Raw genomic sequence first — 26,488 nt, 5'->3', positions numbered from 1 at the left:
CGCCGATGGTCAACGAATCGTGGAGGACGGATATGTCGGCGCCGAACGAGCAGATCGTTGAGGCACTGCGCGCTTCACTGAAGGAGAACGTCCGGCTCGAGCAGGAGAACAGCGCGCTCGCGGCGGTCGCCGCGGAGCCGATCGCCATCGTTTCGATGGCGTGCCGCTACGCCGGCGGGATCCGCAACCCGGAGGACTTCTGGCGCGTGGTGACCGACGGCACCGACGTCTACACCGGATTCCCGACCGACCGCGGCTGGGACCTCGAAGGTCTGTACCACCCGGACCCCGACAACCCCGGCACGACCTACGTGCGGGAGGGCGCCTTCCTGCACGACGCGGCGCAGTTCGACGCCGGGTTCTTCGGCATCTCGCCGCGGGAGGCCCTGGCCATGGACCCGCAGCAGCGGCAGTTGCTGGAGGTCTCGTGGGAAGCCCTGGAGCGGGCGGGCCTCGACCCGCACTCGATGCGGGGCACCGACACCGGCGTGTTCGCCGGGGTCGTGCACCAGGACTACGCGCCGGACCTCAGCGGCTTCGAAGGGTTCATGAGCCTGGAGCGCGCCCTGGGCACCGCGGGCGGCGTGGCGTCCGGCCGGGTCGCCTACACGCTCGGGCTCGAAGGTCCCGCAGTCACCGTCGACACGATGTGCTCCTCGTCGCTGGTGGCCATCCACCTCGCCGCGCAGGCCCTGCGCCGGGGCGAGTGCTCGGCGGCGCTCGCGGGCGGCTCGACGGTCATGTCCACGCCGGGCGGGTTCGTCGGCTTCGCGCGGCAGCGGGCCCTGGCTTTCGACGGGCGCTGCAAGTCCTACGCCACCGCGGCCGACGGCTCGAGCTGGGCCGAGGGCGTCGGCGTGCTGCTGCTGGAGCGGCTCTCGGTGGCGCAGGAGAAGGGGCACCAGGTGCTCGCGGTGATCCGCGGCAGCGCGCTGAACCAGGACGGCGCGTCGAACGGCCTCACCGCGCCCAACGGCCCGGCCCAGCAGCGGGTCATCCGCAAGGCGCTGGCCGGCGCCGGGCTGACGCCGTCCGACGTGGACGCCGTCGAGGGCCACGGCACCGGAACGGTGCTGGGCGACCCGATCGAGGTGCAGGCCCTGCTGGCCACCTACGGCCAGGACCGCGACGAGCCGCTGTGGCTCGGCTCGGTCAAGTCCGTCGTCGGGCACACGCAGGCGGCGTCCGGCGTGGCCGGGGTGATCAAGATGGTGCAGGCGCTGCGGCACGGCGTGCTGCCGGCGACCCGGCACGTCGACTCGCCCACGCCCCAGGTGGACTGGACGGCGGGCCAGGTCGAGCTGCTGACCCGGGCCCGCGAGTGGCCCGCGAACGGCCGTCCGCGTCGAGCCGGGATCTCCTCCTTCGGGGCCAGCGGCACCAACGCGCACCTGATCCTGGAGGAAACACCATCCACTGTGGACTCAGGTGCCGAGTCCGCGGTCGAGTCCACGGTCGAGTCCACATCGGACGTGGCGCAGGCCGTGCCGCTGGTGGTTTCGTCGGCGAGCGCCGCTTCGCTGGCGGCCCAGGCCGGGCGGCTGGCGGACTTCCTCGACGACAACCCGGCAACCGCGCTGGCCGACGTGGCCGGAACCCTGGTGACCGGGCGCGCGGTGCTGGGTGAGCGCGCGGTCGTGGTGGCCGGGTCGGCCACCGAGGCGCGGACCGCGTTGCGAGCCCTGGCCCGCAGTGAGCACGCGCCCGGGCTGCACTCCGGTGGCGCCGAGACGGTGACCCCGGGCAAGGTCGTGTGGGTGTTCCCCGGGCAGGGGACGCAGTGGGCCGGGATGGGCCGGGAGCTGCTCGACTCCTCGCCGGTGTTCGCGGCGCGGATCGCCGAGTGCGCCGCCGCGCTGGACCGGTGGGTGGACTGGTCGCTGATCGACGTGCTGCGCGGGGACGTCGACCTCCTGGACCGGGTCGACGTCGTGCAGCCGGCGAGCTTCGCCGTGATGCTCGGCCTCGCCGCGGTCTGGGCTTCGGTGGGTGTCCGGCCGGACGCCGTGCTCGGGCACTCCCAGGGCGAGATCGCCGCGGCCTGCATCTGCGGGGCGCTGTCCCTCGACGACGCGGCGAAGGTGGTCGCCCTGCGCAGCCAGGCGATCGCGGCGGACCTGTCCGGCCGCGGCGGGATGGCGTCGGTCGCGCTGGGCGAGGAGGACGCCGTCGCCCGGCTGGGCCCGTGGGCGGACCGGGTCGAGGTCGCGGCCGTGAACGGACCGGCGTCGGTGGTGCTCGCCGGCGACGCGGAGGCGCTGGACGAGGTCCTCGACGTGCTCGACGACCAGGGCGTGCGGGTCCGGCGGGTCGCGGTCGACTACGCCTCCCACACCCGGCACGTGGAAGCCGCACGCGACACCATCGCCGAGATGCTGGCCGGGATCCGGGCGCAGGCCCCGGAAATCCCGTTCTACTCGACCGTCACCGGCCACTGGGTGGCCGAGGCCGGGGTGCTGGACGGCGGGTACTGGTACCGGAACCTGCGGCGCCAGGTGCGGTTCGGCCCGGCGGTGACCGAGCTGGTCGAGCAGGGGCACCGGGTGTTCGTCGAGGTCAGCGCGCACCCCGTGCTGGTCCAGCCGATCAGTGGGATCGTCGACGACACCGAAGCCGTGGTCACCGGCACGCTGCGCCGCGCCGACGGCGGACCGCGGCGGCTGCTGGCCTCGATGGCCGAGCTGTTCGTGCGCGGGATCGCGCTCGACTGGTCGGGCCTGGTGCCGCCGTCGAACCGGGTCGACCTGCCGACCTACGCCTTCGACCACCAGCACTACTGGATCCGGATGGGCGAGTCCGCGACCGACGCCGCGTCGCTGGGCCTGGCCGGGGCGGACCACCCGCTGCTGGGCGCGGTCGTCCCGCTGCCGCAGTCCGACGGGCTGGTGTTCACCTCGCGGCTGTCGCTGCGGACGCACGCCTGGCTGGCCGGGCACGCGATCGGCGGGGTCGTGCTCGTGCCCGGCACGGTGTACGTCGACCTGGCGCTGCGGGCCGGGGACGAGCTGGGCTTCGGCGTGCTGGAAGAGCTGGTGATCGAGGCACCGCTGATCCTGGCCGAGCGCGGCGGGGTCCGCGTGCAGGTCGCGGTCAGCGGGCCGAACGAGACCGGTTCGCGTGCGGTGGACGTGTTCTCCCTGCGGGAGGACGCCACCGGAGAGGAGTGGACGCGGCACGCCACCGGCCTGCTGGGCGCCTCGTCGCCGGCGGGAGCCGCGGTCCCGGCCGTCGACTTCGCCGCCTGGCCGCCCGCCGGCGCGGAGCCGGTCGACGTCGGGAGCTTCTACCCCGACCTGATCGAGCGCGGGTACGCCTACACCGGCGTCTTCCAGGGGATGCGCGCGGTCTGGCGGCGCGGGGACGAGGTCTTCGCCGAGGTCGCGCTGCCCGAGGAGAACCGGGAGGACGCCGGGAAGTTCGGCCTCCACCCGGCGCTGCTCGACGCCGCCCTGCACACCAACGCCTTCGCCGACCCGGACGACGAACGCCGGGTGCTGCCCTTCGCGTGGAACGGCTTGGTGCTGCACGCGGTGGGCGCGTCGGCCCTGCGGGTGCGGGTCGCGCCTGGTGGTCCGGACGCGCTGAGCTTCCAGGCCGCCGACGAGACCGGTGCTCTGGTCGTCACGATGGACTCGCTCGTGTCCCGCGAGGTCGCCGCCGAACAGCTGGAGACGGCGGCGGTCGAGGAACGCGACTCGCTGTTCGAGGTGGAGTGGACGGCGCTGCCGCCGGTCGAGGACGCGCCCGCGCCGGAGTGGGAGTCGGTGGCCTCGGCTGACGACGTGGCCGCGTTGACGGTCCCGGTCGCGGTGCTCGCGGCCTTCGGCGGCGGGCAGAGCCCGCTGGACCTCACCACCCGGGTGCTGGAAGTCGTGCAGGCGTGGCTCGTCTCGGCGGCCGGGTCCGCGCGACTGGTCGTGGTGACGCGGGGCGCGGTGCCCGCCGGCGACGGCGGGGTCACCGACCCGGCCGCCGCCGCGGTGTGGGGCCTGCTGCGGGCCGCGCAGGCCGAGAACCCCGGCCGGATCGTGCTGGCCGACAACGACACCGCCGCGGAATCGCGGCTGGGTGCGGTGCTGGCCAGTGGTGAGCCGCAGGTCGCCGTGCGCGGCGGGGTGGTCCTCGTCCCGCGGCTGGTGCGGGCCGCCGGCCGGGCCCCGGGGGAGCCCGCCGGGTTCCGTCCGGAAGGGACGGTCCTGATCACCGGGGGCACCGGTTCGCTGGGTGCCCTCGTGGCCCGGCACCTGGTGGCCCGGCACGGGGTCCGCGGGCTGGTCCTGGCCAGCCGGCGCGGTGCGGCCGCCGACGGCGCGGAGCGGCTGGCCGCCGAGCTGGCCGAGCAGGGCGCGACCGTGTCGCTGGCGGCGTGCGACGTCGCCGACCGCGACCAGGTGGCCGCGCTGCTCGACGAGCACCGGCCGACCGCCGTGGTGCACCTGGCGGGCCTGCTCGACGACGGCGTCCTCGGAACGCTGAACCGGGAGCGGCTGGCCGGGGTGTTCGCGCCCAAGGTCGACGCGGTCCGCCACCTCGACGAGCTGACCCGGGACACCGACCTCGACGCCTTCGTGGTGTTCTCCTCCGCGGCGGCCCTGATGGGCTCGGCCGGGCAGGGCAACTACGCGGCGGCCAACGCCTTCCTGGACGGCCTGATGGCCGCGCGCCGGGCGGCGGGGCGGCCCGGTGTGTCGCTGGCGTGGGGCCTGTGGGAGCAGTCCGACGGCCTGACCGCGCACCTCAGCGCCGTCGACCAGGCCCGGATGAGCCGGGGTGGCGTGCTGCCGCTGACCCCGGCCGAAGGGCTGGAGATCTTCGACTTCGGCCTGCGGGCCGAGCAGTCGCTGCTGGTGCCGATCAAGCTGGACCTCAAGTCCCTGCGGGGCCAGGCCACGGCCGGCGGGGAGGTCCCGCACCTGCTGCGTGGACTGGTCCGCGCCGGTCGCCGGGTGGCGCGGGTGAGTGCCGCCGCCGGCGGCGGCGTGGCCGGCCGGCTCGCCGGGTTGTCCCCGGAGGAGCAGGAGAGCGTCCTGCTCGGGGTGGTCCAGACCGAGGCGACCGCGGTGCTCGGCTTCAGCGCCCCCGAGCTGGCGCAGGGCACCCGCGGGTTCACCGACCTCGGCTTCGACTCGCTGACCGCCGTCGAGCTGCGGAACCGGCTGAGCGCGGCCACCGGCGTCAAACTGCCCGCCACGCTGGTCTTCGACTACCCGACGCCGGTGGCGCTGGCCCGGCACCTGCGCGAGGAGCTCGGCGACGCGGTCGCCGACGCGCCGGCCGCGGTCCCGGCGGCGGTCGACGCGGGCGAACCGATCGCGATCGTCGGGATGGCGTGCCGGCTGCCCGGCGGGGTGCTCAACCCCGAGGACCTGTGGCGGCTCGTGTCCGAGGGCCGAGAAGGGATGTCGCCCTTCCCCGGTGACCGCGGCTGGGACCTGGAGGGCCTGTTCGACACCGACCCGGACCGCCCGGGCACGGCCTACGTCAGCCAGGGCGGCTTCCTGCACGAGGCCGCGCTGTTCGACCCGGGGTTCTTCGGGATTTCACCGCGCGAGGCGCTCGCCATGGACCCGCAGCAGCGGCTGCTGCTGGAGGCGTCGTGGGAAGCCCTGGAGCGCGCGGGCATCGACCCGACCCGGACCCGGGGCAAGGACGTCGGCGTGTTCTCCGGAGTCTCCATCCACGACTACCTCGAGTCCCTGAGCAACATGCCCGCGGAGCTCGAAGGCTTCGTCACCACGGCCACCGCGGGCAGCGTCGCCTCGGGCCGGGTGTCCTACTCGTTCGGCTTCGAGGGCCCGGCGGTCACCGTGGACACGGCGTGTTCGTCTTCGCTGGTGGCGATCCACCTGGCCACGCAGGCGCTGCGCCAGGGCGAGTGTTCGATGGCGCTGGCCGGCGGGGTCGCCGTGATGGGTTCGCCGATCGGGGTCATCGGCATGTCGCGGCAGCGGGGCGTGGCCGGGGACGGGCGGGTCAAGGCGTTCGCGGACGGCGCGGACGGCACCGTGCTGTCCGAGGGGGTCGGCATCGTGGTGCTCGAACGGCTTTCGGTGGCCCGCGAACGCGGCCACCGGGTTTTGGCCGTGCTTCGCGGCAGCGCGGTCAACCAGGACGGCGCGTCGAACGGGCTCACCGCGCCGAACGGCCCGTCGCAGCAGCGGGTCATCCGCAGCGCACTGGGCAGCGCCGGACTGGCACCGTCCGATGTGGACGTCGTGGAGGCGCACGGCACCGGGACCGCGCTGGGGGACCCGATCGAGGCGCAGGCGTTGCTGGCCACCTACGGGAAGGGCCGCGACCCGCAGCGGCCGTTGTGGCTGGGTTCGCTGAAGTCGAACATCGGTCACACGCAGGCCGCGGCCGGGGTGGCGGCCGTGATCAAGATGGTCCAGGCGCTGCGGCACAACGCGATGCCGCCGACCCTGCACGCGCGGGAGCGCACCAAGCAGGTCGACTGGTCGGCCGGTGCGGTGGAACTGCTGACCGAGCCCCGGGAGTGGACGCCGAACGGGCGGCCGCGCCGGGCGGGCGTCTCGTCCTTCGGCATCAGCGGGACGAATGCGCACCTGATCCTCGAAGAGGCCCCGGGCGGCGAAGCCCCCGTGGCCGGCGGGCCCGACGCCGTGGTGCCGGTGGTGGTGTCCGCGCGCAGCGCCGGTTCCCTGGCGGGACAGGCCGGGCGGCTGGCGGAGTTCCTCGACGGCGACGTCCCGCTGACCCCGGTCGCGGGGGCGCTGCTGTCGACCCGCGCGGTGCTGACCGACCGGGCCGTCGTCGTGGCGGATTCGGCCGAGGAGGCGCGGGCCGGGCTCGGTGCGCTGGCCCGCGGCGAAACCGCGGCCGGCGTGGTGACCGGTAGCGCGGGCGTGCCCGGCAAGGTCGTGTGGGTGTTTCCCGGGCAGGGGACGCAGTGGGCCGGGATGGGCCGGGAGCTGCTCGAATCGTCGCCGGTGTTCGCCGAGCGGGTCGACGAGTGCGCTGCCGCGCTGGCGCCGTGGATCGACTGGTCGCTGCTGGACGTGCTGCGGGGCGAGTCCGACCCGGCGCAGATGGAGCGGGTCGACGTGCTCCAGCCCGCCTGCTTCGCCGTGATGGTCGGGCTCGCCGCGGTCTGGGCGTCGGTGGGGATGGTGCCCGACGCCGTGCTGGGGCACTCCCAGGGTGAGATCGCCGCGGCCTGCGTCTCGGGGGCGCTTTCCCTCGACGACGCGGCCAAGGTGGTCGCGTTGCGCAGCCAGGCGATCGCCGCGCGGCTGTCCGGCCGGGGTGGCATGGCCTCGGTCGCGCTGAGTCTCGGCGACACCCTGGCCCGGCTGGCGCCGTGGGACGGCCGGGTCGAGGTGGCGGCGGTCAACGGGCCGTCTTCGGTGGTGATCGCCGGAGACGCCGAAGCGCTGACCGAAGCGGTTGAAGCGCTTTCCGGCCGGCGGGTGGCGGTGGACTACGCCTCGCACACTCGGCACGTCGAGGACATCCGTGACACGCTCGCCGGTTCGCTCGCCGGGATCGAGGCGAAGGCGCCGTTGGTGCCGTTCTTCTCCACTGTGACCGGTGAGTGGGTCACCGAGGCCGGGGTCGTCGACGGCGGGTACTGGTACCGGAACCTGCGCAACCGGGTGGGGTTCGGCCCGGCCGTGGCCGAGCTGCTGTCCCTGGGCCACGGGGTGTTCGTGGAGGTCAGCGCCCATCCGGTGCTGGTCCAGCCGATCACCGACGTGATCGATGCCGCCGATGGCACCGATGGCACCGACGGCAGCGAGGTGGACGCCGTGGTCGCCGGCACGCTGCGGCGGTCCGACGGTGGCCCGCGGCGGCTGCTGACGTCGATGGCCGAGCTGTTCGTGCGCGGGGTCGCGCTCGACTGGAGCGGCGTGCTCCCGGCCGCCGACGGCGGGGTGGACCTGCCGACGTACGCCTTCGATCACCAGCACTACTGGCTCAACCCGCCGACCGGGGTGGACGCCCCCTCGCTGGGGCTGGCCGGGGCGGACCACCCGCTGCTGGGCGCGGTCGTGCCGCTGCCGCAGTCCGGCGGCCTGGTGTTCACCTCGCGGCTCTCGGCGCGGACGCACCCCTGGCTGGCCGAGACCGTCCCGAGCGCCGCTCTGGTCGAGCTGGCCGTGCGCGCCGGGGACGAAGCCGGGAGCCCGGTCCTCGACGACCTCACCGTCGAGTCGCCGCTCGCCCTGCCCGGGTCCGGGGGCCTGCGGGTGCAGGTCGCGCTGAGCGGGCCCGGCGAAACCGGCGCGCGCACGGTGGAGGTCTACTCGCGGCGCGAAGACGACGACGGTAGCTGGACCCGGCACGCCACCGGGCACCTTTCGGCCACCGCCGCGGCGCGCGGAGGGTTCGATTTCACCGCTTGGCCGCCCGCCGGTGCGCAGCCAGTCGAGATCGCCGACGTGGGCGTGCGGGCGGTCTGGCGGCGCGGCGAGGAGACCTTCGCCGAGGTCGCGCTGCCGGCGGAGCAGCACGCCGCCGAGTTCGGTCTCCACCCCGCCCTGCTGGACGCGGCACTGAGCCCGGTGCGGCCGGACGGCGAAGCAGCGGCGGACTGGACCGGTGTGACCCTGCACGCCGCGGGCGCCACGGCGCTGCGGGTGCGGCTGGTGCCCGGGGAAGCCGGAGTCGCGCTGGAAGCGGCGGACGAGGCCGGGGGTGGCGTGCTCACCGCGGACGCGGTGGCGTTCCGGGCGGTGTCCGGCGGGCCGGGCCGGGTGGGATCGCTGTTCCGGGTCGGCTGGACCGAGGTGCCCGCCCCGGCCGCCGCGCCGGCGACGGCGCCGGTCGAGGTGATCGAGGCGTTCGGCGACGGGGAAACCCCGCTCGGGCTGACCAGCCGGGTCCTCTCGGCCGTGCAGGCGTGGCTCGCCGACGCGGCGGACGAAGCCCGCTTGGTCGTGGCCACCCGCGGCGCGGTCCCGGCCGGCGACGGCTTCGTGACCGACCCCGCCGGGGCGGCCGTCTGGGGTCTGGTCCGGGCCGCGCAGGCGGAGAACCCGGACCGGATCGTGCTGCTGGACGTCGACGGCGAGGTGCCGGCGAACCCGGTGCCGCCCCTGGACGAGCCGCAGGTCGCGGTCCGCGGCGGTGCGTTCTTCGTGCCCCGCATCGCCCGGGTGGAGCGGGCCGGGACCGGCTCCGGCGGGTTCCGCGCGGACGGGACGGTGCTCGTCTCGGGCGCGGGTGCGCTCGGTGGGCTGGCGGCCCGGCGCCTGGTCGAGCGGCACGGCGTGCGGCGCCTGGTGCTGGCGTCCCGGCGGGGCCGGGCGGCCGGCGGGGTGGCCGAGCTGGTCGCCGAGCTGACCGGCCAGGGCGCGGAGGTCACCGTGGCGGAGTGCGACCTGGCCGATCGCGACCAGGTGGCGGCGCTGCTCGCCGAGCACCGGCCGACCGCCGTGGTGCACACGGCCGGGGTCCTGGACGCCGGGGTGATCGAGACGCTGGACGCGCAGCGGCTGGCCCGGGTGTTCGCGCCGAAGGTGGATGCGGTGTCGCACCTGGACGAGCTGACGCGGGGTGTGGATCTGGATGCTTTTGTGGTCTATTCCTCGGTTTCGGCGGTGTTCATGGGTGCGGGTAGTGGGAGTTACGCGGCGGCGAATGCGTTCTTGGACGGGTTGATGGCGAATCGTCGGGCGGCGGGTCTGCCGGGTCTGTCGCTGGCGTGGGGCCTGTGGGACCAGAGCACCGGCATGGCGGCCAACACCGACGAAGCCACCCGGGCCCGGATGAGCCGGCGCGGCGGGCTGCAGATCATGACGCAGGACGAAGGCATGGACCTGTTCGACGCGGCCCTGTGGTCGGGCGAATCCCTGCTGGTACCGGCCAAGCTGGACCTGCGCGGCGTGCGCGCCGACGTCGCCGCGGGCACGGTGGTGCCGCACCTGCTGCGCGGACTGGTCCGCTCGGGCCGGCAGCAGGCCCAGGCGGGCTCCACAGTGGACTCCGGTCTGGCCGGGCGCACTCCGGCGGACCAGCTCACCCTGCTCCTGGACCTGGTCCGGGCCCAGGTGGCGGCGGTGCTCGGGCACGCCGACGCCAGCGGAGTCCGCGTGGACACGGCGTTCAAGGACGCCGGGTTCGACTCGCTGACCGCGGTCGAGCTGCGCAACCGGATGCGGGCCGCCACCGGGCTGAAGCTGCCCGCGACGCTGGTCTTCGACTACCCGAACCCGCAGGCCCTCGCCCGGTTCCTGCGCGACGAGCTCGGTGGCGGGGCCCGGGGACCCGCGGTCCCGGTGACCGCGGCGGTCCCGGCCGACGAGGCGATCGCCATCGTCGGCATGGCCTGCCGCCTGCCCGGCGGCGTCACGGGCCCCGAGGACCTGTGGCGGCTGGTGGCCGAACGCCGGGACGCGGTGTCGGGCTTCCCCACCGACCGTGGCTGGGACCTGGAGAACCTGTACGACCCCGACCCGGCGCGCCCGGGCAAGACCTACACGCGCCACGGCGGTTTCCTGCACGAGGCGGGCCTGTTCGACGCCGGCTTCTTCGGCATCTCGCCGCGTGAAGCGGTCGCGATGGACCCGCAGCAGCGGTTGCTGCTGGAGACCTCGTGGGAGGCCATGGAGGACGCCGGGGTCGACCCGCTCGCCCTGAAGGGCAACGACGTCGGGGTGTTCACCGGCATGTTCGGCCAGGGCTACGTCGCCCCCGGGGACAGCGTCGTCACGCCGGAGCTGGAGGGTTTCGCGGGGACCGGCGGCTCGTCGAGCGTGGCGTCGGGCCGGGTGTCGTACGTGTTCGGCTTCGAGGGCCCGGCGGTGACGATCGACTCGGCGTGTTCGTCTTCGCTGGTGGCGATGCACCTGGCGGCCCAGTCGCTGCGGTCCGGTGAGTGCTCGATGGCCCTGGCCGGTGGTGCGACGGTGATGGCGAACCCCGGTGCGTTCGTGGAGTTCTCGCGTCAGCGGGGGCTCGCCGCCGACGGGCGCTGCAAGGCGTTCGCCGCGGCGGCCGACGGCACCGGCTGGGCCGAGGGCGTCGGGGTGGTGGTGCTGGAGCGGCTTTCGGTGGCGCGCGAGCGTGGTCACCGGGTACTGGCGGTGCTGCGGGGTTCCGCGGTGAACCAGGACGGTGCGTCGAACGGGCTGACCGCGCCGAACGGTCCTTCGCAGCAGCGGGTGATCCGCCGGGCGCTGGCGAGCGCGGGGCTGGGTCCGTCCGATGTGGACGTCGTCGAGGGCCACGGGACCGGGACCACGCTGGGCGACCCGATCGAGGCGCAGGCGGTGCTGGCCGCCTACGGCCAGGGCCGGGAAACGCCGCTGTGGCTGGGTTCCCTGAAGTCGAACATCGGCCACGCGCAGGCCGCGGCCGGGGTCGCCGGGGTGATCAAGATGGTGCAGGCCCTGCGGCACGAAGTGCTGCCGCCGACGCTGCACGTCGACGAGCCGACGCCGGAGGTGGACTGGTCGGCGGGCGCGGTCGAGCTGCTGACCGAAGCGCGGGCGTGGCCGCGGGGCGGGCGCCCGCGCCGGGCCGGGGTGTCGGCGTTCGGCGTCAGCGGCACGAACGCGCACCTCATCCTGGAGGAAGCGCCACCCGGGGACCCCGAGCCGGCCGAGGACGGCCCCGCGGCGGTACTGCCGGTCGTGGTTTCCGCGCGCAGCACCACTTCCCTGGCCGTGCAGGCCGGGCGGCTCGCCGCTGCCCTGGCGGCGGACGAGCCGGTGGCGGGAGTGGCGCGGGCGCTGGTCACCCATCGCGCCGCGTTGACCGAGCGGGCCGTGGTGGTCGCGGGTTCCCGCGACGAAGCCGTGGCTGGACTGGCCGAGCTGGCCGGGGGCGAGGACACCGCCGCGGTGGTGACCGGCCGGGCGGGCGCGCCGGGCAAGGTGGTCTGGGTGTTCCCCGGGCAGGGCGCCCAGTGGGCCGGCATGGGCCGGGAGCTGCTGGAGTCCTCGCCGGTGTTCGCCGCGCGCGTCGCCGAGTGCGCGGCCGCGCTGGACCCGTGGGTCGACTGGTCCCTGCTCGACGTGCTGCGCGGCGAATCCGACCGGCTGGACCGGGTCGAGGTGCTGCAGCCGGCCAGTTTCGCGATGATGGTCGGCCTGGCCGCGGTGTGGCAGGCGGCCGGCCTCCGGCCGGACGCGGTGCTGGGGCACTCCCAGGGCGAGATCGCCGCGGCCTGCGTTTCGGGGGCGCTGTCGCTGCCGGACGCGGCCAAGGTGGTCGCGCTGCGCAGCCAGGCCATCGCCACCCGGCTGGCCGGGCTCGGCGGCATGGCCTCGGTCGCGCTGAGCGAGGCGGACGCGGCCGGGCGGCTGACGCCGTGGGCGGACCGGGTCCAGGTGGCCGCGGTGAACAGCCCGACGTCCGTGGTGATCGCCGGGGAGGCCCGCGCCCTCGACGAGATCGTCGAGGCGTGGACCGCCGAAGGCGTCCGCGTGCGGCGGGTGGCCGTGGACTACGGGTCCCACACCCACCAGGTCGAGGCCATCGAGGACCTGCTGGCCGAGACCCTCGGCGGGCTCTCGGCCCAGGCCCCGGCGGTGCCGTTCTTCTCCACCGTCACCGGCGACTGGATCACCGAAGCCGGGGTCGTCGACGGCGGCTACTGGTACCGGAACCTGCGCAACCGGGTCGGCTTCGGCCCCGCGGTGGCGGAACTCCTGCGGCAGGGGCACGGCGTGTTCGTCGAGCTCAGTCCGCACCCGGTGCTCGTCCAGCCGATCAGCGAGAGCGCCGACGACGTCGCGGGCCCCGCCGAAGTGGTCGTGGCCGGCTCGCTGCGGCGCGAGGACGGCGGACTGCGCCGCCTGCTCACCTCGATGGCCGAGCTGTTCGTCCGCGGGGTGGCGGTCGACTGGACCGCCGTGCTGCCCGGTGGGGTGGCCCGGGTGGACCTGCCGACCTACGCCTTCGACCACCGGCACTACTGGCTGCGGCCCGCCGAGCCGGCGACCGACGCGGCCTCGCTGGGCCAGACGGCGGCCGGGCACCCGCTGCTCGGCGCGGTCGTGCCGCTGCCGCAGTCCGACGGGCTGGCGTTCACCTCGCGGCTCTCGGTGCGGACGCACCCGTGGCTCGCCGACCACGCGGTCGGCGGCGTGGTGCTCCTCCCCGGTTCCGGGCTGGCCGAACTGGCCGTGCGGGCCGGGGACGAGGCCGGCTGCACCGCGCTCGACGAGCTGGTCATCGAGGCCCCGCTGGTCGTGCCCGCGCAGGGCGGGGTCCGGGTCCAGGTCACGCTGGGCGGGCCGGACGAGACCGGCGCTCGCCCGGTGGAGGTCTACTCCCAGCGCGACGGCGGCAGCGGGCCGTGGACGCGGCACGCCACCGGCGCGCTGTCGTCCGCGCCCGCCGGGGACGCCGGGTTCGACTTCCACGCCTGGCCGCCCCCGGGCGCCGAACGGGTCGACGTCGAGGCTTTCTACCCGGGCCTGGCCGAACGCGGATACGGCTACGGTCCGGCGTTCCAGGGGCTTCGGGCCGTGTGGCGGCGCGAGGGCGAAGTCTTCGCCGAGGTCGCCCTGCCGGAGGACCTGAGCCCGGACGCCGGCCGGTTCGGGCTCCACCCCGCGCTGCTCGACGCGGCCCTGCAAGCCGCGACGGCCGTGGGCGGCGACGAGCCCGGTGAGCCGGTGCTCGCGTTCGCCTGGAACGGCCTGGTGCTGCACGCCACGGGGGCTTCGGCCCTGCGGGTCCGGCTCGCGCCGAGTGGCCCGGACACGGTGTCGGTGGCGGCGGCCGACGACACCGGCGAGCTCGTGCTGACCATGGACTCCCTGGTGTCCCGGCCGGTTTCGGCCGCGCAACTGGGGGCCGCGGCCGGGGTGGACCACGACGCGCTGTTCCGCGTGGACTGGACCGCGCTGCCGTCGGTGCCCGCCGCGGACCGGCCGCGGTGGGTGCCGGTGGACACCGCCGAGGACGTCGAAGACCTGGCGGAGTCCGGCGGTGTCCCGCCGGTGGCGGTCGTGGTCGCGGGCGGTGACCCGGCGCTGGCCGTGAGCTCCCGGGTGCTCGAAGTCGTCCAGGCGTGGCTGGCCGCGTCCGCGCTCGAGGATGCGCGGCTGGTCGTCGTCACCCGCGGCGCGGTGCCCGCCGGTGGCGACGGGGCGGTGACCGACCCGGCCGCGGCCGCGGTGTGGGGACTGGTCCGGTCCGCGCAGGCCGAGCACCCCGACCGGATCGTCCTGCTGGACACCGACGCCGGGTTCGAACCGATCCTGGGGGCGGCCCTGGCCGCCGGTGAACCACAGCTCGCGGTGCGCGGGAAGACCTTCCACGCGCCCCGCCTGGCCCGCGTGACCGCGATCCCGGAAACGCCGGCCGCGTTCGGCCCGGACAGCACGGTGCTGGTTTCGGGCGCGGGATCGCTGGGCACGCTGGTGGCCCGGCACCTGGTGACGCGGCACGGGGTGCGCCGGCTGGTGCTGGCCAGCAGGCAGGGCGCGGCCGCCGACGGCGCCCAGGACCTGGTCGCCGAACTGACCGGCGAAGGCGCGGAAGTGTCCTTCGCGGCCTGCGACGTCGCCGACCGCGACCAGGTGGCGGACCTGCTCGCGGGCCTGCCCGGGCTGACCGGGGTGGTGCACACGGCCGGTGTCTTCGAGGACGGCGTGATCGAGGCGCTCACCCCGCAGCGGCTGGCGAACGTGTTCGCGGCCAAGGTCGACGCCGTCACCCACCTCGACGAGCTGACCCGCGACCGGGACCTCAGCGCGTTCGTCGTGTTCTCCTCCGTCGCCGGGGTGCTGGGCGGCGGGGGCCAGGGTCCCTACGCGGCGGCGAACGCCTTCCTGGACGCGGCGATGGCGAACCGCCGGGCGGCGGGACGGCCGGGCCTGTCCCTGGCGTGGGGCCTGTGGGAGCGCAGCAGCGGCATGGCGGCCCACCTCAGCGAGGTCGACCACGCCCGGGCCGGCCGCAACGGCGTGCTCGAACTGACCCGGGCCGAAGCCCTGCGGCTGTTCGACCTCGGGCTGCGGACGGACGAGTCGCTGCTGGTGCCGGTCAAGCTCGACTTCGCGGCGCTGCGGTCGGGCCCGGTGCCGGCCCCCTTCCGCGGACTGGCCCGGCCGGGCCGGAGCCAGGCGCGGAAGGCGTCCACTGTGGACGGCGGGCTGACCGGCCGGCTGGCGGGGCTCGCCCCGGCCGACCGGGAGGCGCTGCTGGTCGAGGTGGTGCGCGGTCAGGTCGCGGTGGTGCTCGGCTACGACGGTCCGGAGGCCGTGCGCCCGGACACGGCGTTCAAGGACACCGGGTTCGACTCGCTGACCTCGGTGGAGCTGCGCAACCGGCTGCACGAGGCGACCGGGTCGAAACTGCCCGCCACGCTGGTCTTCGACTACCCCACCCCGCTGGCCGTCGCGCGCTACCTGGACACGCGCCTGGGGCCGGCGGCGAACGGCGCCGCGAACGGGCGGACCGGGGACGAGGACCGGCGGCGGTACGCGCTCGTGTCGATCGCGGACGACGACGCGGGTGAGGAGCGGTCGATCGCCGAGCTGGGCGTCGACGACCTCGTGCAACTGGCTTTCGGCGAAGAGTGATAGGGGCATGTGGTGAGTGCGTCGTATGAGAAGGTCGTCGAAGCGCTGCGGAAGTCGCTGGAGGAAGTCGGCACGCTGAAGAAGCGGAACCGGCGGCTCCTCGACGCGGCCACCGAGCCGATCGCCATCGTCGGCCTGTCCTGCCGGCTGCCGGGCGGCATCGCCGGTCCGGAAGACCTGTGGCGGCTGGTGTCCGAAGGCGGCGACGCGGTGTCGGACTTCCCGGCCGACCGTGGCTGGGACCTGGCGAACCTGTTCGACCCGGACCCGGACCACCAGGGCACCTCGTACGTCGATCAGGGCGGCTTCGTGCACGACGCGGGGCTGTTCGACGCGGCGTTCTTCGGGATCTCGCCGCGGGAGGCGCTGGCGATGGACCCGCAGCAGCGGTTGCTGCTGGAGACGTCCTGGGAGGCGTTGGAGCACGCCGCCGTCGATCCGAAGTCGCTGAAGGGCGACGACGTCGGCGTGTTCGTCGGCGCGGCCCCGCAGGGGTACGGCTCCGGACCGATCGGGCCCGAGATGCAGAGCTTCGCGGGCACGGGAGTGGCGTCGAGCGTGGCGTCGGGCCGGGTGTCGTACGTGTTCGGGTTCGAGGGTCCGGCGGTGACGATCGATACGGCTTGTTCGTCGTCTCTGGTGGCGATGCACTTGGCCGCGCAGGCGTTGCGGCGGGGTGAGTGTTCGATGGCGCTGGCCGGCGGGGCGATGGTGATGTCGAGCACCAACTCCTTCGTCGTGTTCTCGCGGCAGCGGGGCCTGGCGGCGGACGGGCGCTGCAAGGCGTTCGCCGACGGCGCGGACGGCATGGGCATGGCCGAGGGCGTCGGTGTGGTGGTGTTGGAGCGGTTGTCGGTGGCGCGGGAGCGCGGGCACCGGGTTTTGGCCCTGCTGAAGGGTTCTGCGGTGAATCAGGATGGTGCGTCGAACGGGTTGACGGCGCCCAACGGTCCTTCGCAGCAGCGGGTGATCCGCAGCGCGTTGACGGGGGCGGGGCTGATTCCGTCCGATGTGGATGTTGTGGAGGGTCATGGCACCGGGACCGCGCTGGGTGATCCGATCGAGGCACAGGCGTTGCTGGCCACCTACGGGCAGGACCGGGATCCGCAGCAGCCGTTGTGGCTGGGTTCGGTGAAGTCGAACATCGGCCACGCGCAGGCGGCGGCCGGGGTCGCGGGGGTGATCAAGATGGTCATGGCCCTGCGGCACGAGGTGCTGCCGGCCACCCTGCACGTCGACGCGGCCAGCACGGCGGTGGACTGGACCGAAGGCGCGGTGGAGCTGCTGACGCAGGCGCGGGAGTGGCCGCGCACCGCCCGGCCGCGCCGCGCGGGCGTCTCGTCGTTCGGCGTCAGCGGGACCAACGCGCACCTGATCCTCGAAGAAGCGCCGGAAGAACCGGCTCCCGCCGCCGTGTCCGAAGGCGTGGTGCCGCTGGTCGTCTCGGGCCGCGGGGCCGGGTCCCCGGCCGGGCAGGCGGCGCGGCTGGCCGACTTCCTGGAGCGGACGCCGGCGCCGCTCGCCGCGGTCGCCGGGGCGTCGGTGACCGGCCGGGCGGCCCTGGACGAGCGGGCCGTCGTGGTGGCGGACTCGCGGGAAGAGGCGGTGGCCGGGCTCCGGGCGCTGGCGCGCGGCGAGGACGCCGCCGGGGTCGTCACCGGCCGGGTGGGCGCGCCGGGCAAGGTCGTGTGGGTGTTCCCCGGCCAGGGAACGCAGTGGGCCGGGATGGGCCGGGAGCTGCTCGAATCGTCGCCGGTGTTCGCCGAGCGGATCGACGAGTGCGCGACCGCGCTGGAGCCGTGGATCGACTGGTCGCTGCTCGATGTGCTGCGCGGTGACGCCGATCCCGCGTTGATGGACCGGGTCGACGTGCTGCAACCCGCCTGCTTCGCCGTGATGGTCGCGCTCGCGGCCGTCTGGGAGGCGGCCGGTGTGCGCCCGGACGCGGTCGTGGGGCACTCACAGGGCGAGATCGCGGCTGCGTGCGTGTCGGGTGCGTTGTCGCTCGACGACGCGGCGCGGGTGGTCGCAGTGCGGAGCCGGGCGATCGCCGCCGAGTTGTCCGGCCGCGGCGGCATGGCGTCCGTCGCGCTGAGCGAGGAGGACGCGCTCGCGCGGCTGCGGCCCTGGGCCGACCGGGTCGAGGTGGCCGCGGTGAACGGTCCGTCGTCGGTGGTGGTCGCCGGGGACGCGCGGGCGCTGGACGAAGTGCTGGAGACGCTGACCGACGCCGGGGTCCGGGCGCGGCGGGTGGCGGTGGACTACGCCTCGCACACCCGGCACGTCGAAGCCATCGAAGACGTCCTCGCCAAGACTCTGGCCGGGATCGACGCGCAGGCCCCGGCCATCCCGTTCCGGTCGACCGTCACCGGCGAGTGGATCACCGAAGCCGGGGTCGTGGACGGCGGCTACTGGTACCGGAACCTGCGCGACCAGGTGCGCTTCGGCCCCGCGCTCGCCGATCTGCTGGCCCGGCGGCACGGGATCTTCCTGGAGGTCAGCGCGCACCCGGTGCTCGTGCAGCCGATCAGCGAACTCGCCGACGACGCCGGCGACACCGCCGTGACCGAGGTCGTGGTGGCCGGCACCCTGCGCCGCGAGGACGGCGGCCCGCGGCGGCTGCTCACCTCGATGGCCGAGCTGTTCGTGCGCGGCGTGGCCGTGGACTGGACCCCGGTGCTGCCGGCCGGTGCGGCAGCCGCGCAGGTGGACCTGCCGACCTACGCCTTCGACCACCGGCACTACTGGCTCCCCGCCGCCGAATCGGCGTCCGACGCCACGGCGCTCGGGCAGGCGAAGACCGACCACCCGCTGCTGAGCGCGGCGGTGCGGCTGCCGCAGTCGGACGGGCTGGTGTGCACGTCGCTGCTGTCGCTGCGGTCGCACCCGTGGCTGGCCGACCACGCGATCAACGGCGTGGTGCTCTTCCCCGGCACCGGTCTCGTGGAGCTGGCCGTGCGGGCCGGCGACGAGGTCGGCTGCCCGGTGCTGGAGGAGCTCGCGACGCAGACCCCGATCGTCGTGCCCGAGCGGGGCGGGGTGCGGATCCAGGTCGCGGTGGGCGGCGCGGACGAGAACGGCGTCCGCCCGGTCGAGATCCACTCCCAGCGCGAGGACGGCGGTCCGGAGTGGACGCGGCACGCCACCGGCACCCTGGCCGCCACCGCCGGACCGGCCGCCGGGTTCGACTTCACCGCGTGGCCGCCGCCGGGGGCGGAGCCGGTCGAAGCCGGGAGCTTCTACGAAGACCTGATCGACCGCGGTTACGCCTACGGGCCGGCGTTCCAGGGCGTGCGGGCGGTGTGGCAGCGCGGCGAGGAGGTCTTCGCCGAGGTCGCCCTGCCCGAAGAACATCGCGAAGCCGCCGCCGCGTACGGCCTGCACCCGGCCCTGCTGGACGCGGCGTTGCAGACCGGCACCGTCGCCGCGGCGGCCGCGGCGGACGGGAGCCCGGGGCGGTCGGTGATGCCGTTCGCGTGGACCGGGCTCGTGCTGCACGCCGTGGGCGCGTCGGCGTTGCGGGTCCGGGTGGTGTCGGGGCCGGAGTCGATGACCGTGGCGGCGGCCGACGAAACCGGCGGTCCCGTGCTGACGATGGATTCGCTGGTGCTGCGCGAGGTGGCCGCCGAGCCGCTCGACCCGGCGAAGGCCGGGACCCTGTACGAGGTCGCCTGGACCGAGTTGCCGGTCGGCGCGGCGGAGCCGGGGCCGGCGTGGGTGGCGGTGGCCACCGCCGAAGACGTGGCCGCCCTGACCGACGTGCCCGCGGCGGTCGTGCTGGCCGCGGTCGGCGACGGTGACGCGTTGACGTTGACCTCGCGGGTCCTGGCGGTCGTGCAGACGTGGCTGACGGAAGCGCCGGACGAGGCCCGCCTGGTGGTGGCCACCCGGGGCGCGATGCCCGCCGGTGACGGCGCGGTGACCGACCCGGACGCCTCGGCGGTGTGGGGTCTGGTGCGCGCCGCGCAGACCGAGAACCCGGACCGGATCGTCCTGCTGGACCTCGACCCCGCGGCCGGCGACGGGCCGGAAGCGGTGCTGGGCGCGGTGCTGGCGACCGGCGAGCCGCAGGTCGCGGTGCGCGGGACGAGCCTGTCCGTGCCCCGTTTGGCCCGCGTCGCCCGGACGACGGACCCCCCGGCGGGATTCGGCCCGGATTCGACGGTCCTCGTCTCGGGCGCCGGGACGCTGGGCGCGCTCGCGGCCCGCCACCTGGTGGCCCGGCACGGGGTGCGCCGCCTGGTGCTGGCCAGCCGCCGTGGCCGGGACGGGGGCGGGGTGGCGGAGCTGGTCACCGAGCTCGCCGAGCGGGGCGCCGAGGTGTCGGTGGTGGCCTGCGACGTGGCGGACCGGGCGCAGGCCGCCGCCTTGGTCCAGGAGCACCGCCCGACCGCGGTGGTGCACACCGCGGGGGTGTTCGACGCCGGCGTCGTCGGGGCGCTGACCCCGGACAAGCTGGCCCGCGTGTTCGCCCCGAAGGTCGACGCCGCCCGGCACCTGGACGAGCTGACCCGGGACCTCGACGCGTTCGTCGTGTACTCGTCCGCCTCGTCGATCTTCATGGGCGCGGGCAGCGGCGGCTACGCGGCGGCGAACGCGTTCCTCGACGGGCTGGTGGCGCAGCGCCGGGCCGCGGGCCGGCCGGGTCAGTCGCTGGCCTGGGGACCGTGGCAGGAGCTCACCGGCATGGCGGACACCATCGACGAGCTCACGCTGAGCCGGATGAGCCGGCGTGAGGGCCGCGGCGGTGTCGTGGGTCTCGGCGCCGAGAACGGCATGGAGCTGTTCGACGCCGCGCTCGCGTCGGACCGGGCGCTGCTGGTGCCGGTCGAACTGGACCTGCGGGAAGCCCGGGCCGACGCGGCGACCGGGGCCTCAGTGCCGCCGCTGCTGCGCGGACTGGTCCGGGTCGGCCGCCAGCAGGCCAAGACGGCGTCCGGCCCGGACGACGGGCTGGTCCGGCGGCTGGCGAAGCTGGCTCCGCCGCAGCGGGAAGCCCTGCTCCTGGACGTCGTGCGCACCCAGGTCGCGATCGTGCTCGGGCACTCCGGCGCGGCCGCGGTCCGGGCGGACACGGCGTTCAAGGACTCCGGGTTCGACTCGCTGACCTCGGTGGAGCTGCGCAACCGGCTGCGCGATGCGACCGGGCTCAAGCTGCCCGCGACGCTCGTGTTCGACCACCCGACCCCGCTGGCCCTCGCCCGGTACCTCGGTGGCGAACTGACCGGCGGGGAAGGCCCGGCCACCGACTCGGTGCTGGCCGGGCTCAGCGGGCTGGAAGCGGCCATCGCCGGTGCCGGAGCCCCGGCGCGGGACCGGATCACCGTCCGGCTGCGGGAGCTGCTGAGCGTGGCGGAGACGACGGGCAGCGGCCCGGGCCCCGCCGACGAAGACCTCGACACCGCCAGCGACGAGGAGCTGTTCGCCCTCGTCGACGGGCTCGACTGACCACCACGGCAAGCGCACACGGACACCTGCAGGGAGCTGAGTTCAGTGGCCGATGAGACCCAACTCCGCGATTACCTCAAAAGGGCGATCGCCGACGCCCGCGACGCCCGCAAGCGGCTGCGCGAGGTCGAGGACGACGCGAAGGAGCCGATCGCCATCGTCTCCATGGCGTGTCGGTACCCGGGAGACGTGTCCTCGCCGGAGGAGCTGTGGCGGCTGGTGGCCGACGGGGTCGACGCCGTCGCCGGGTTCCCCGACGACCGGGGCTGGGACCTCGACGGCCTGTTCGACCCGGACCCCGACCGCCCGGGCACGTCGTACTCGGACCAGGGCGGGTTCCTCCAGGGCGCCGCGCTGTTCGACGCGGGGCTGTTCGGCATCTCGCCCCGCGAAGCCCTCACCATGGATCCGCAGCAGCGGCTCCTGCTGGAGACCTCCTGGGAAGCGCTGGAACGAGCGGGCGCCGACCCGTTCTCGCTGAAGGGCACCTCGGTCGGGGTGTTCTCCGGGCTGTCCACCCAGGGCTACGGCGCCGGCGGGGGCGTGGTCCCGCCGGAGGCGGAGGGGTTCGCGGGCACCGGGGCGGCGACCTGCATCGCCTCCGGCCGGGTGTCGTACGTGTTCGGCTTCGAGGGCCCGGCGGTCACGCTCGACACCGGGTGCTCGTCTTCGCTGGTGGCGATCCACCTGGCGGCGCAGGCCCTGCGGCAGGGCGACTGCGAGACGGCGCTGGCCGGCGGCGCGATGGTGATGGCGACCCCGGGGTCGTTCCGGTCGTTCTCCCGCCAGCGGGCGCTGGCCGGGGACGGGCGCTGCAAGGCGTACGCGGCCGGCGCCGACGGCACCGGTCTGGCCGAAGGCGTCGGCGTCGTGGTGCTGGAACGGCTTTCGGTGGCGCGGGAGCGCGGGCACCGGGTGCTCGCGCTGATCCGCGGCAGCGCGGTGAACCAGGACGGCGCGTCGAACGGGCTGACCGCGCCGAGCGGCCCGGCGCAGGAGCGGGTGATCCGCAGCGCGCTGGCGAACGCCGGACTGGCACCGTCCGAAGTGGACGCGGTGGAGGGCCACGGCACCGGGACCGCGCTGGGGGACCCGATCGAGGCGCGGGCGCTGCTGGCCACCTACGGGAAGGACCGCGACCCGCAGCGGCCGCTGTGGCTCGGTTCGCTGAAGTCGAACATCGGCCACACGCAGGCGGCGGCCGGCGTGGGCGGGGTGATCAAGATGGTGGAGGCGCTGCGGCACGGCGTGCTGCCCCCGACCTTGCACGCGGCCGAACCCACCGGGGAGGTGGAGTGGTCGGCGGGCGCGGTCGAGCTGCTGACCGAGGCGCGGGAGTGGCGGCGCGACGGCCGGCCGCGCCGGGCGGCCGTCTCCTCGTTCGGGATCAGCGGGACGAACGCGCACGTGATCGTGGAGGAAGCCCCCGAGGCGCCGGAGACCGCTCCGGTTACGGCCATGGCCGAAGGGGTGGTGCCGCTGGTCGTTTCGGCCCGCAGCACCCCGTCCCTGGCCGCGCAGGCCGGACGGCTGGCCGCGTTCCTCGACGGCGCCGAGGTGCCGCTCGCGGAGGTGGCCGGCGCGCTGGCGGCGGGCCGGGCGTTGCTGGACAAGCGGGGCGTCGTCGTGGCGGCGGACCGGGAAGAGGCCGTCGCGGGACTGCGGGAGCTCGCCGCGGGCCGGGGCGTGGTGGCCGACGGCGCCCGTGACGGCGGTGTGGTCTTCGTGTTCCCCGGGCAGGGCACCCAGTGGGTCGGGATGGGCCGCGAACTGCTCGCGGACTCGCCCGTGTTCGCCGACCGGATGGCCGAGTGCGACGCGGCGATCGCGGAGCTGACCGGCTGGTCGGTGCTCGAGGTCCTGCGGGCCGACGAGGGACTGGAGCGCATCGAGGTCCTGCAGCCGGTGCTGTTCGCGGTGATGGTTTCGCTGGCCGCGGTGTGGGAAGCGGCCGGGGTCCGGCCCGACGCCGTGGTGGGCCACTCGCAGGGCGAGGTCGCGGCCGCGCACGTGGCGGGGATCCTGAACCTGGCCGATGCCGTGCGGGTGGTCGTGCTGCGCAGCGACCTGTTCGCGCGGCGGCTGGTGGGTCACGGCGCGATCGCGTCCGTGGCGCTGTCCGCCGACGAGGTCCGGGACCGGCTGGCCGGGCACCCGGAGCTGGGCATCGCCGGGCGCAACGGCCCGGGGGCGTGCACCGTGGCGGGCTCCGACGAGGCGCTGCGGCGGTTCCTCGAGGAGTGCGCGGCCGACGACGTGCGGGCCCGCGTGGTGCCCAGCACAGTCGGCTCGCACACCGCCCAGGTGGAGCCGCTGCGGGACGAGCTGCTGGACCTGCTGAAGGCCGTGCGGCCCGAGCCGGGCACGGTGCCGTTCTACTCGACCGTCAAGCCGGGCGTCCTCGACGGCGAACGGCTGGACGCGACCTACTGGTACGAGAACTGCCGGCAGCCGGTGGACCTGCACGGCGCGGTCGACACGCTGCTGGACGACGGGCACCGCTTCTTCGTCGAGGTCAGCCCGCACCCGGTGATGGTGCAGCCGATCACCGCGATCGTGGACGCCGCCGACGCGGACGCCGTGGTGGGCGGTTCGGTGCGGCGCCAGGACGGTGGCCGCCGCCGGCTGCTGACGTCGATGGCGGAGCTGTTCGTCCGCGGGCTCGCGGTGGACTGGCGGGGCGGGCTGCCGGCCGTCGCGCCCGGCCGGGTCCCGCTGCCGACGTATGCGTTCGACCGGGAGCACTTCTGGCTGTCGGCCGCGGCTGCGGACACCGACGCCGCGTCGCTCGGGCAGGCGGCGGCCGCGCACCCGATGCTGGGTGCGGTGGTGGCGCTGCCCCGGTCCGGCGAGGTCGTGTTCACCTCGCGGCTGGCGGTGCGCACGCACCCGTGGCTGGCCGACCACGCGCTCGGCGGGGTCGTGACCGTGCCGGCGAGCGGGCTGGTCGAGCTGGCGGTGCGGGCCGGGGACGAGGCCGGGTGCTCGGTCCTCGAAGCGCTGACGGTCGAGACCCCGCTGGTGGTGCCCGGGCCCGGCGTGCGCGTGCAGGTCGTGCTGGGCGGACCGGGCGAGCACGGCTCCCGCACCGTGGAGGTGTACTCCCGGCCCGGCGAAGACGCGGTGGAGTGGACGCGGCACGCCACCGGCGTGCTGTCGGCCACGCCGCCGGCCCGGGACCCGGGGTTCGACTTCGCCGCGTGGCCGCCGCCGGGCGCGCAGCCGGTCGAGGTGGACGCCGGACTGTTCTACGACGACCTGGCCGAGTGCGGCATCGCGTTCGGGCCGGCGTTCCAGGGCCTGCGCGCGGTGTGGCGCCGCGGGGACGAGGTCTTCGCCGAGGTCGGCCTGCCCGACTCGCTGCGGGACGACGCCTCCGGGTTCGGCGTGCACCCGGCGCTGCTGGAGGCGGCCCTGCACGCGGCGCTGCTGGACGCGGGGGGCCACCGGGCCGACCAGCCGCGGCAGCCGCTGGACTGGCACGGGCTGGTGCTGCACGCGGCGGGCGCGTCGGCGCTGCGGGTGCGGCTGGAGCTCGACGGCGCCGGGACCGTGGCGCTGGAGGCCGCGGACGGCACCGGCGCGCCGGTGGTCTCGGTGGACGCGGTCGAGCTGCGGCCGGTGGACCGGCAGCTCACCGCGGCCACGAGCGCGCTGCGCACGGGCTCGCTGTTCCAAGTGGACTGGACCCCGCTGCCGGCGGTCGCGGGCGGGCCCGCCCCGGCGTGGGTGCCGGTGACCGACGCGGACCGGGTCGAGGCGCTGGCCGCCGGGCCCGAGGTGCCGGCGGTGGCGGTCTTCGAAGCCACCGGCGGTCCCGGCGCGGGCGCCACGCTGGACCTGACCGGCCGGGCGCTGGCCGTCGCGCAGGCGTGGCTGGCGGCCCCGGAGCTGGCCGAGGCGCAACTGGTGGTGGTGACGCGGGGGGCGGTGGCCGCGGGTGGCGGCGCGGTGACCGACCCGGTGGCGTCGGCGGTCTGGGGCCTGGTGCGGGCCGCTCAGTCGGAGAACCCGGACCGGATCGTGCTGCTGGACCTCGATCCCTCGGCGGACGGCGGAGTGGAGGCGGTGCTCGGTGCCGTGTCGGTGAGTGGTGAGCCGCAGGTCGCGGTCCGGGGAGGCACGCTGTCGGTGCCGCGGCTGGGCCGCGTCGGCGAGCCGCCGGCCGGGACCCCCGCGGGGTTCGGTCCGGAAGGGACGGTCCTGGTCTCCGGCGCCGGTGTGCTGGGCGCCGTGGTGGCCCGGCACCTGGTCGCCGGGCACGGCGTGCGGCACCTGGTGCTGGCGAGCCGGCGCGGTCCGGCCGCCGACGGGGTGGACGAGCTGGTCGCCGACCTCACCGGGCAGGGGGCCACGGTGTCGGTGGTGGCCTGCGACGTGGCCGACCGCGAGCAGGTGGCCGCCCTGCTGGCCGCCGTGCCCGAGGAGCACCGCCTGACCGGGGTGGTGCACACGGCGGGGGTGCTGGACGACGGGGTGATCGGGAGCCTGACCCAGGACAAGCTGGCCCGGGTGTTCGCGCCGAAGGTCGACGCCGTGCGGCACCTGGACGAGCTGACCCGCGGCCTGGACATCGGCGCGTTCGTCGTCTACTCCTCCGCCTCGGGGGTGCTGGGCGCGGCCGGGCAGGGCAACTACGCGGCGGCGAACGCCTTCCTGGACGGGCTGATGGCCAACCGCCGCGCGGCCGGGCTCCCGGGACTGTCGCTGGCCTGGGGTCTCTGGGAGCTGGCCACCGACATGATCGCGCACCTCGGCGGGGTCGACCGGGCGCGGATGAGCCGTGGTGGCGTGCTGCCGATCTCGGCGGCCGAAGGCATGGACCTGTTCGACGCCGCCCTGGCGTCCGGGCAGGCGCAGCTGGTGCCGGTCAAGCTGGACCTGCGGGAGGTCCGGGCCGGCGCGAAGCACGGCGGCGCGGTCCCGCACCTGCTGCGCGGGCTGGTCCGCGCCGGCCGGCAGCAGGCGGCCGCCCCGGCCGGCGGCGACAGCGCCCTGGTGCAGCACCTGGCCGGGCTGGCCGCGGCGGAGCAGGAAGCCGTGCTGGTGGACCTGGTCCGGGACCAGGCGGCGGCCGTGCTCGGGCACGGCGGCGCCGAGGGCGTGCCCGCCGAGATGGCGTTCAAGGACGCCGGTTTCGACTCGCTGACCTCGGTGGAGCTGCGCAACCGGCTGCGGGACGCCACCGGGTTGAAACTGCCGGCCACGCTGGTCTTCGACCACCCGACGCCGGTGGCGCTGGCCCGGCTCCTGCGCACCGGGCTCGGGGTCAGCGAGGACGCGCTTTCCTTGGTGCAGGCCAAGATCGAGGACATCGAGACGCTGCTGAGCGGGCTGCGGCTCGACGAGTCCGCCAAGTCCGGCATCACCCTCCGGCTGCAGGGCCTGGTGGCCCGGTGCAACGGGGCCCTCGAACCGGACGGCACCGCCACGACCGCGCAACAGCTGGAATCCGCCTCCGCCGACGAGGTCCTCGACTTCATCCACGACGAACTCGGGCTCGTCTGAAGCCCCGGTTCACGACGTCGCGTTCCGCA

3 protein-coding genes are annotated in these 26,488 nt (G+C 75.5%); all 3 read left to right on the top strand.

The window, feature by feature from the left end:
* Nucleotides 1-32: 32 nt before the first annotated feature.
* Genes NYF13_RS02470 through NYF13_RS02460 form a run of 3 tightly spaced genes read left to right on the top strand, consistent with a single transcriptional unit; the run spans nucleotide 33 to nucleotide 26,459 of the window.
* A complete protein-coding gene (locus tag NYF13_RS02470; protein ID WP_315653846.1) occupies nucleotides 33-15,503 on the top strand; it encodes a type I polyketide synthase in 15,471 nt (5,156 codons plus the stop codon).
* A 9-nt stretch (nucleotides 15,504-15,512) separates the two neighbouring features.
* Nucleotides 15,513-20,951, top strand: coding sequence for a type I polyketide synthase (locus tag NYF13_RS02465; RefSeq protein WP_315653845.1), 5,439 nt, complete (start codon nucleotides 15,513-15,515; stop codon nucleotides 20,949-20,951).
* A gap of 45 nt (nucleotides 20,952-20,996) precedes the next feature.
* Complete coding sequence (locus NYF13_RS02460; RefSeq protein WP_315653844.1) at nucleotides 20,997-26,459, top strand: type I polyketide synthase; 5,463 nt, start codon at nucleotides 20,997-20,999, stop codon at nucleotides 26,457-26,459.
* The last annotated feature ends 29 nt before the right edge of the window (nucleotides 26,460-26,488 follow it).

It is taken from the genome of Amycolatopsis sp. PS_44_ISF1, assembly GCF_032335455.1.
In the GTDB taxonomy this organism is placed as follows: domain Bacteria; phylum Actinomycetota; class Actinomycetes; order Mycobacteriales; family Pseudonocardiaceae; genus Amycolatopsis.
Note: the sequence above shows the minus strand (reverse complement) of the source record. Positions and strands in the feature narration are given on the sequence as shown.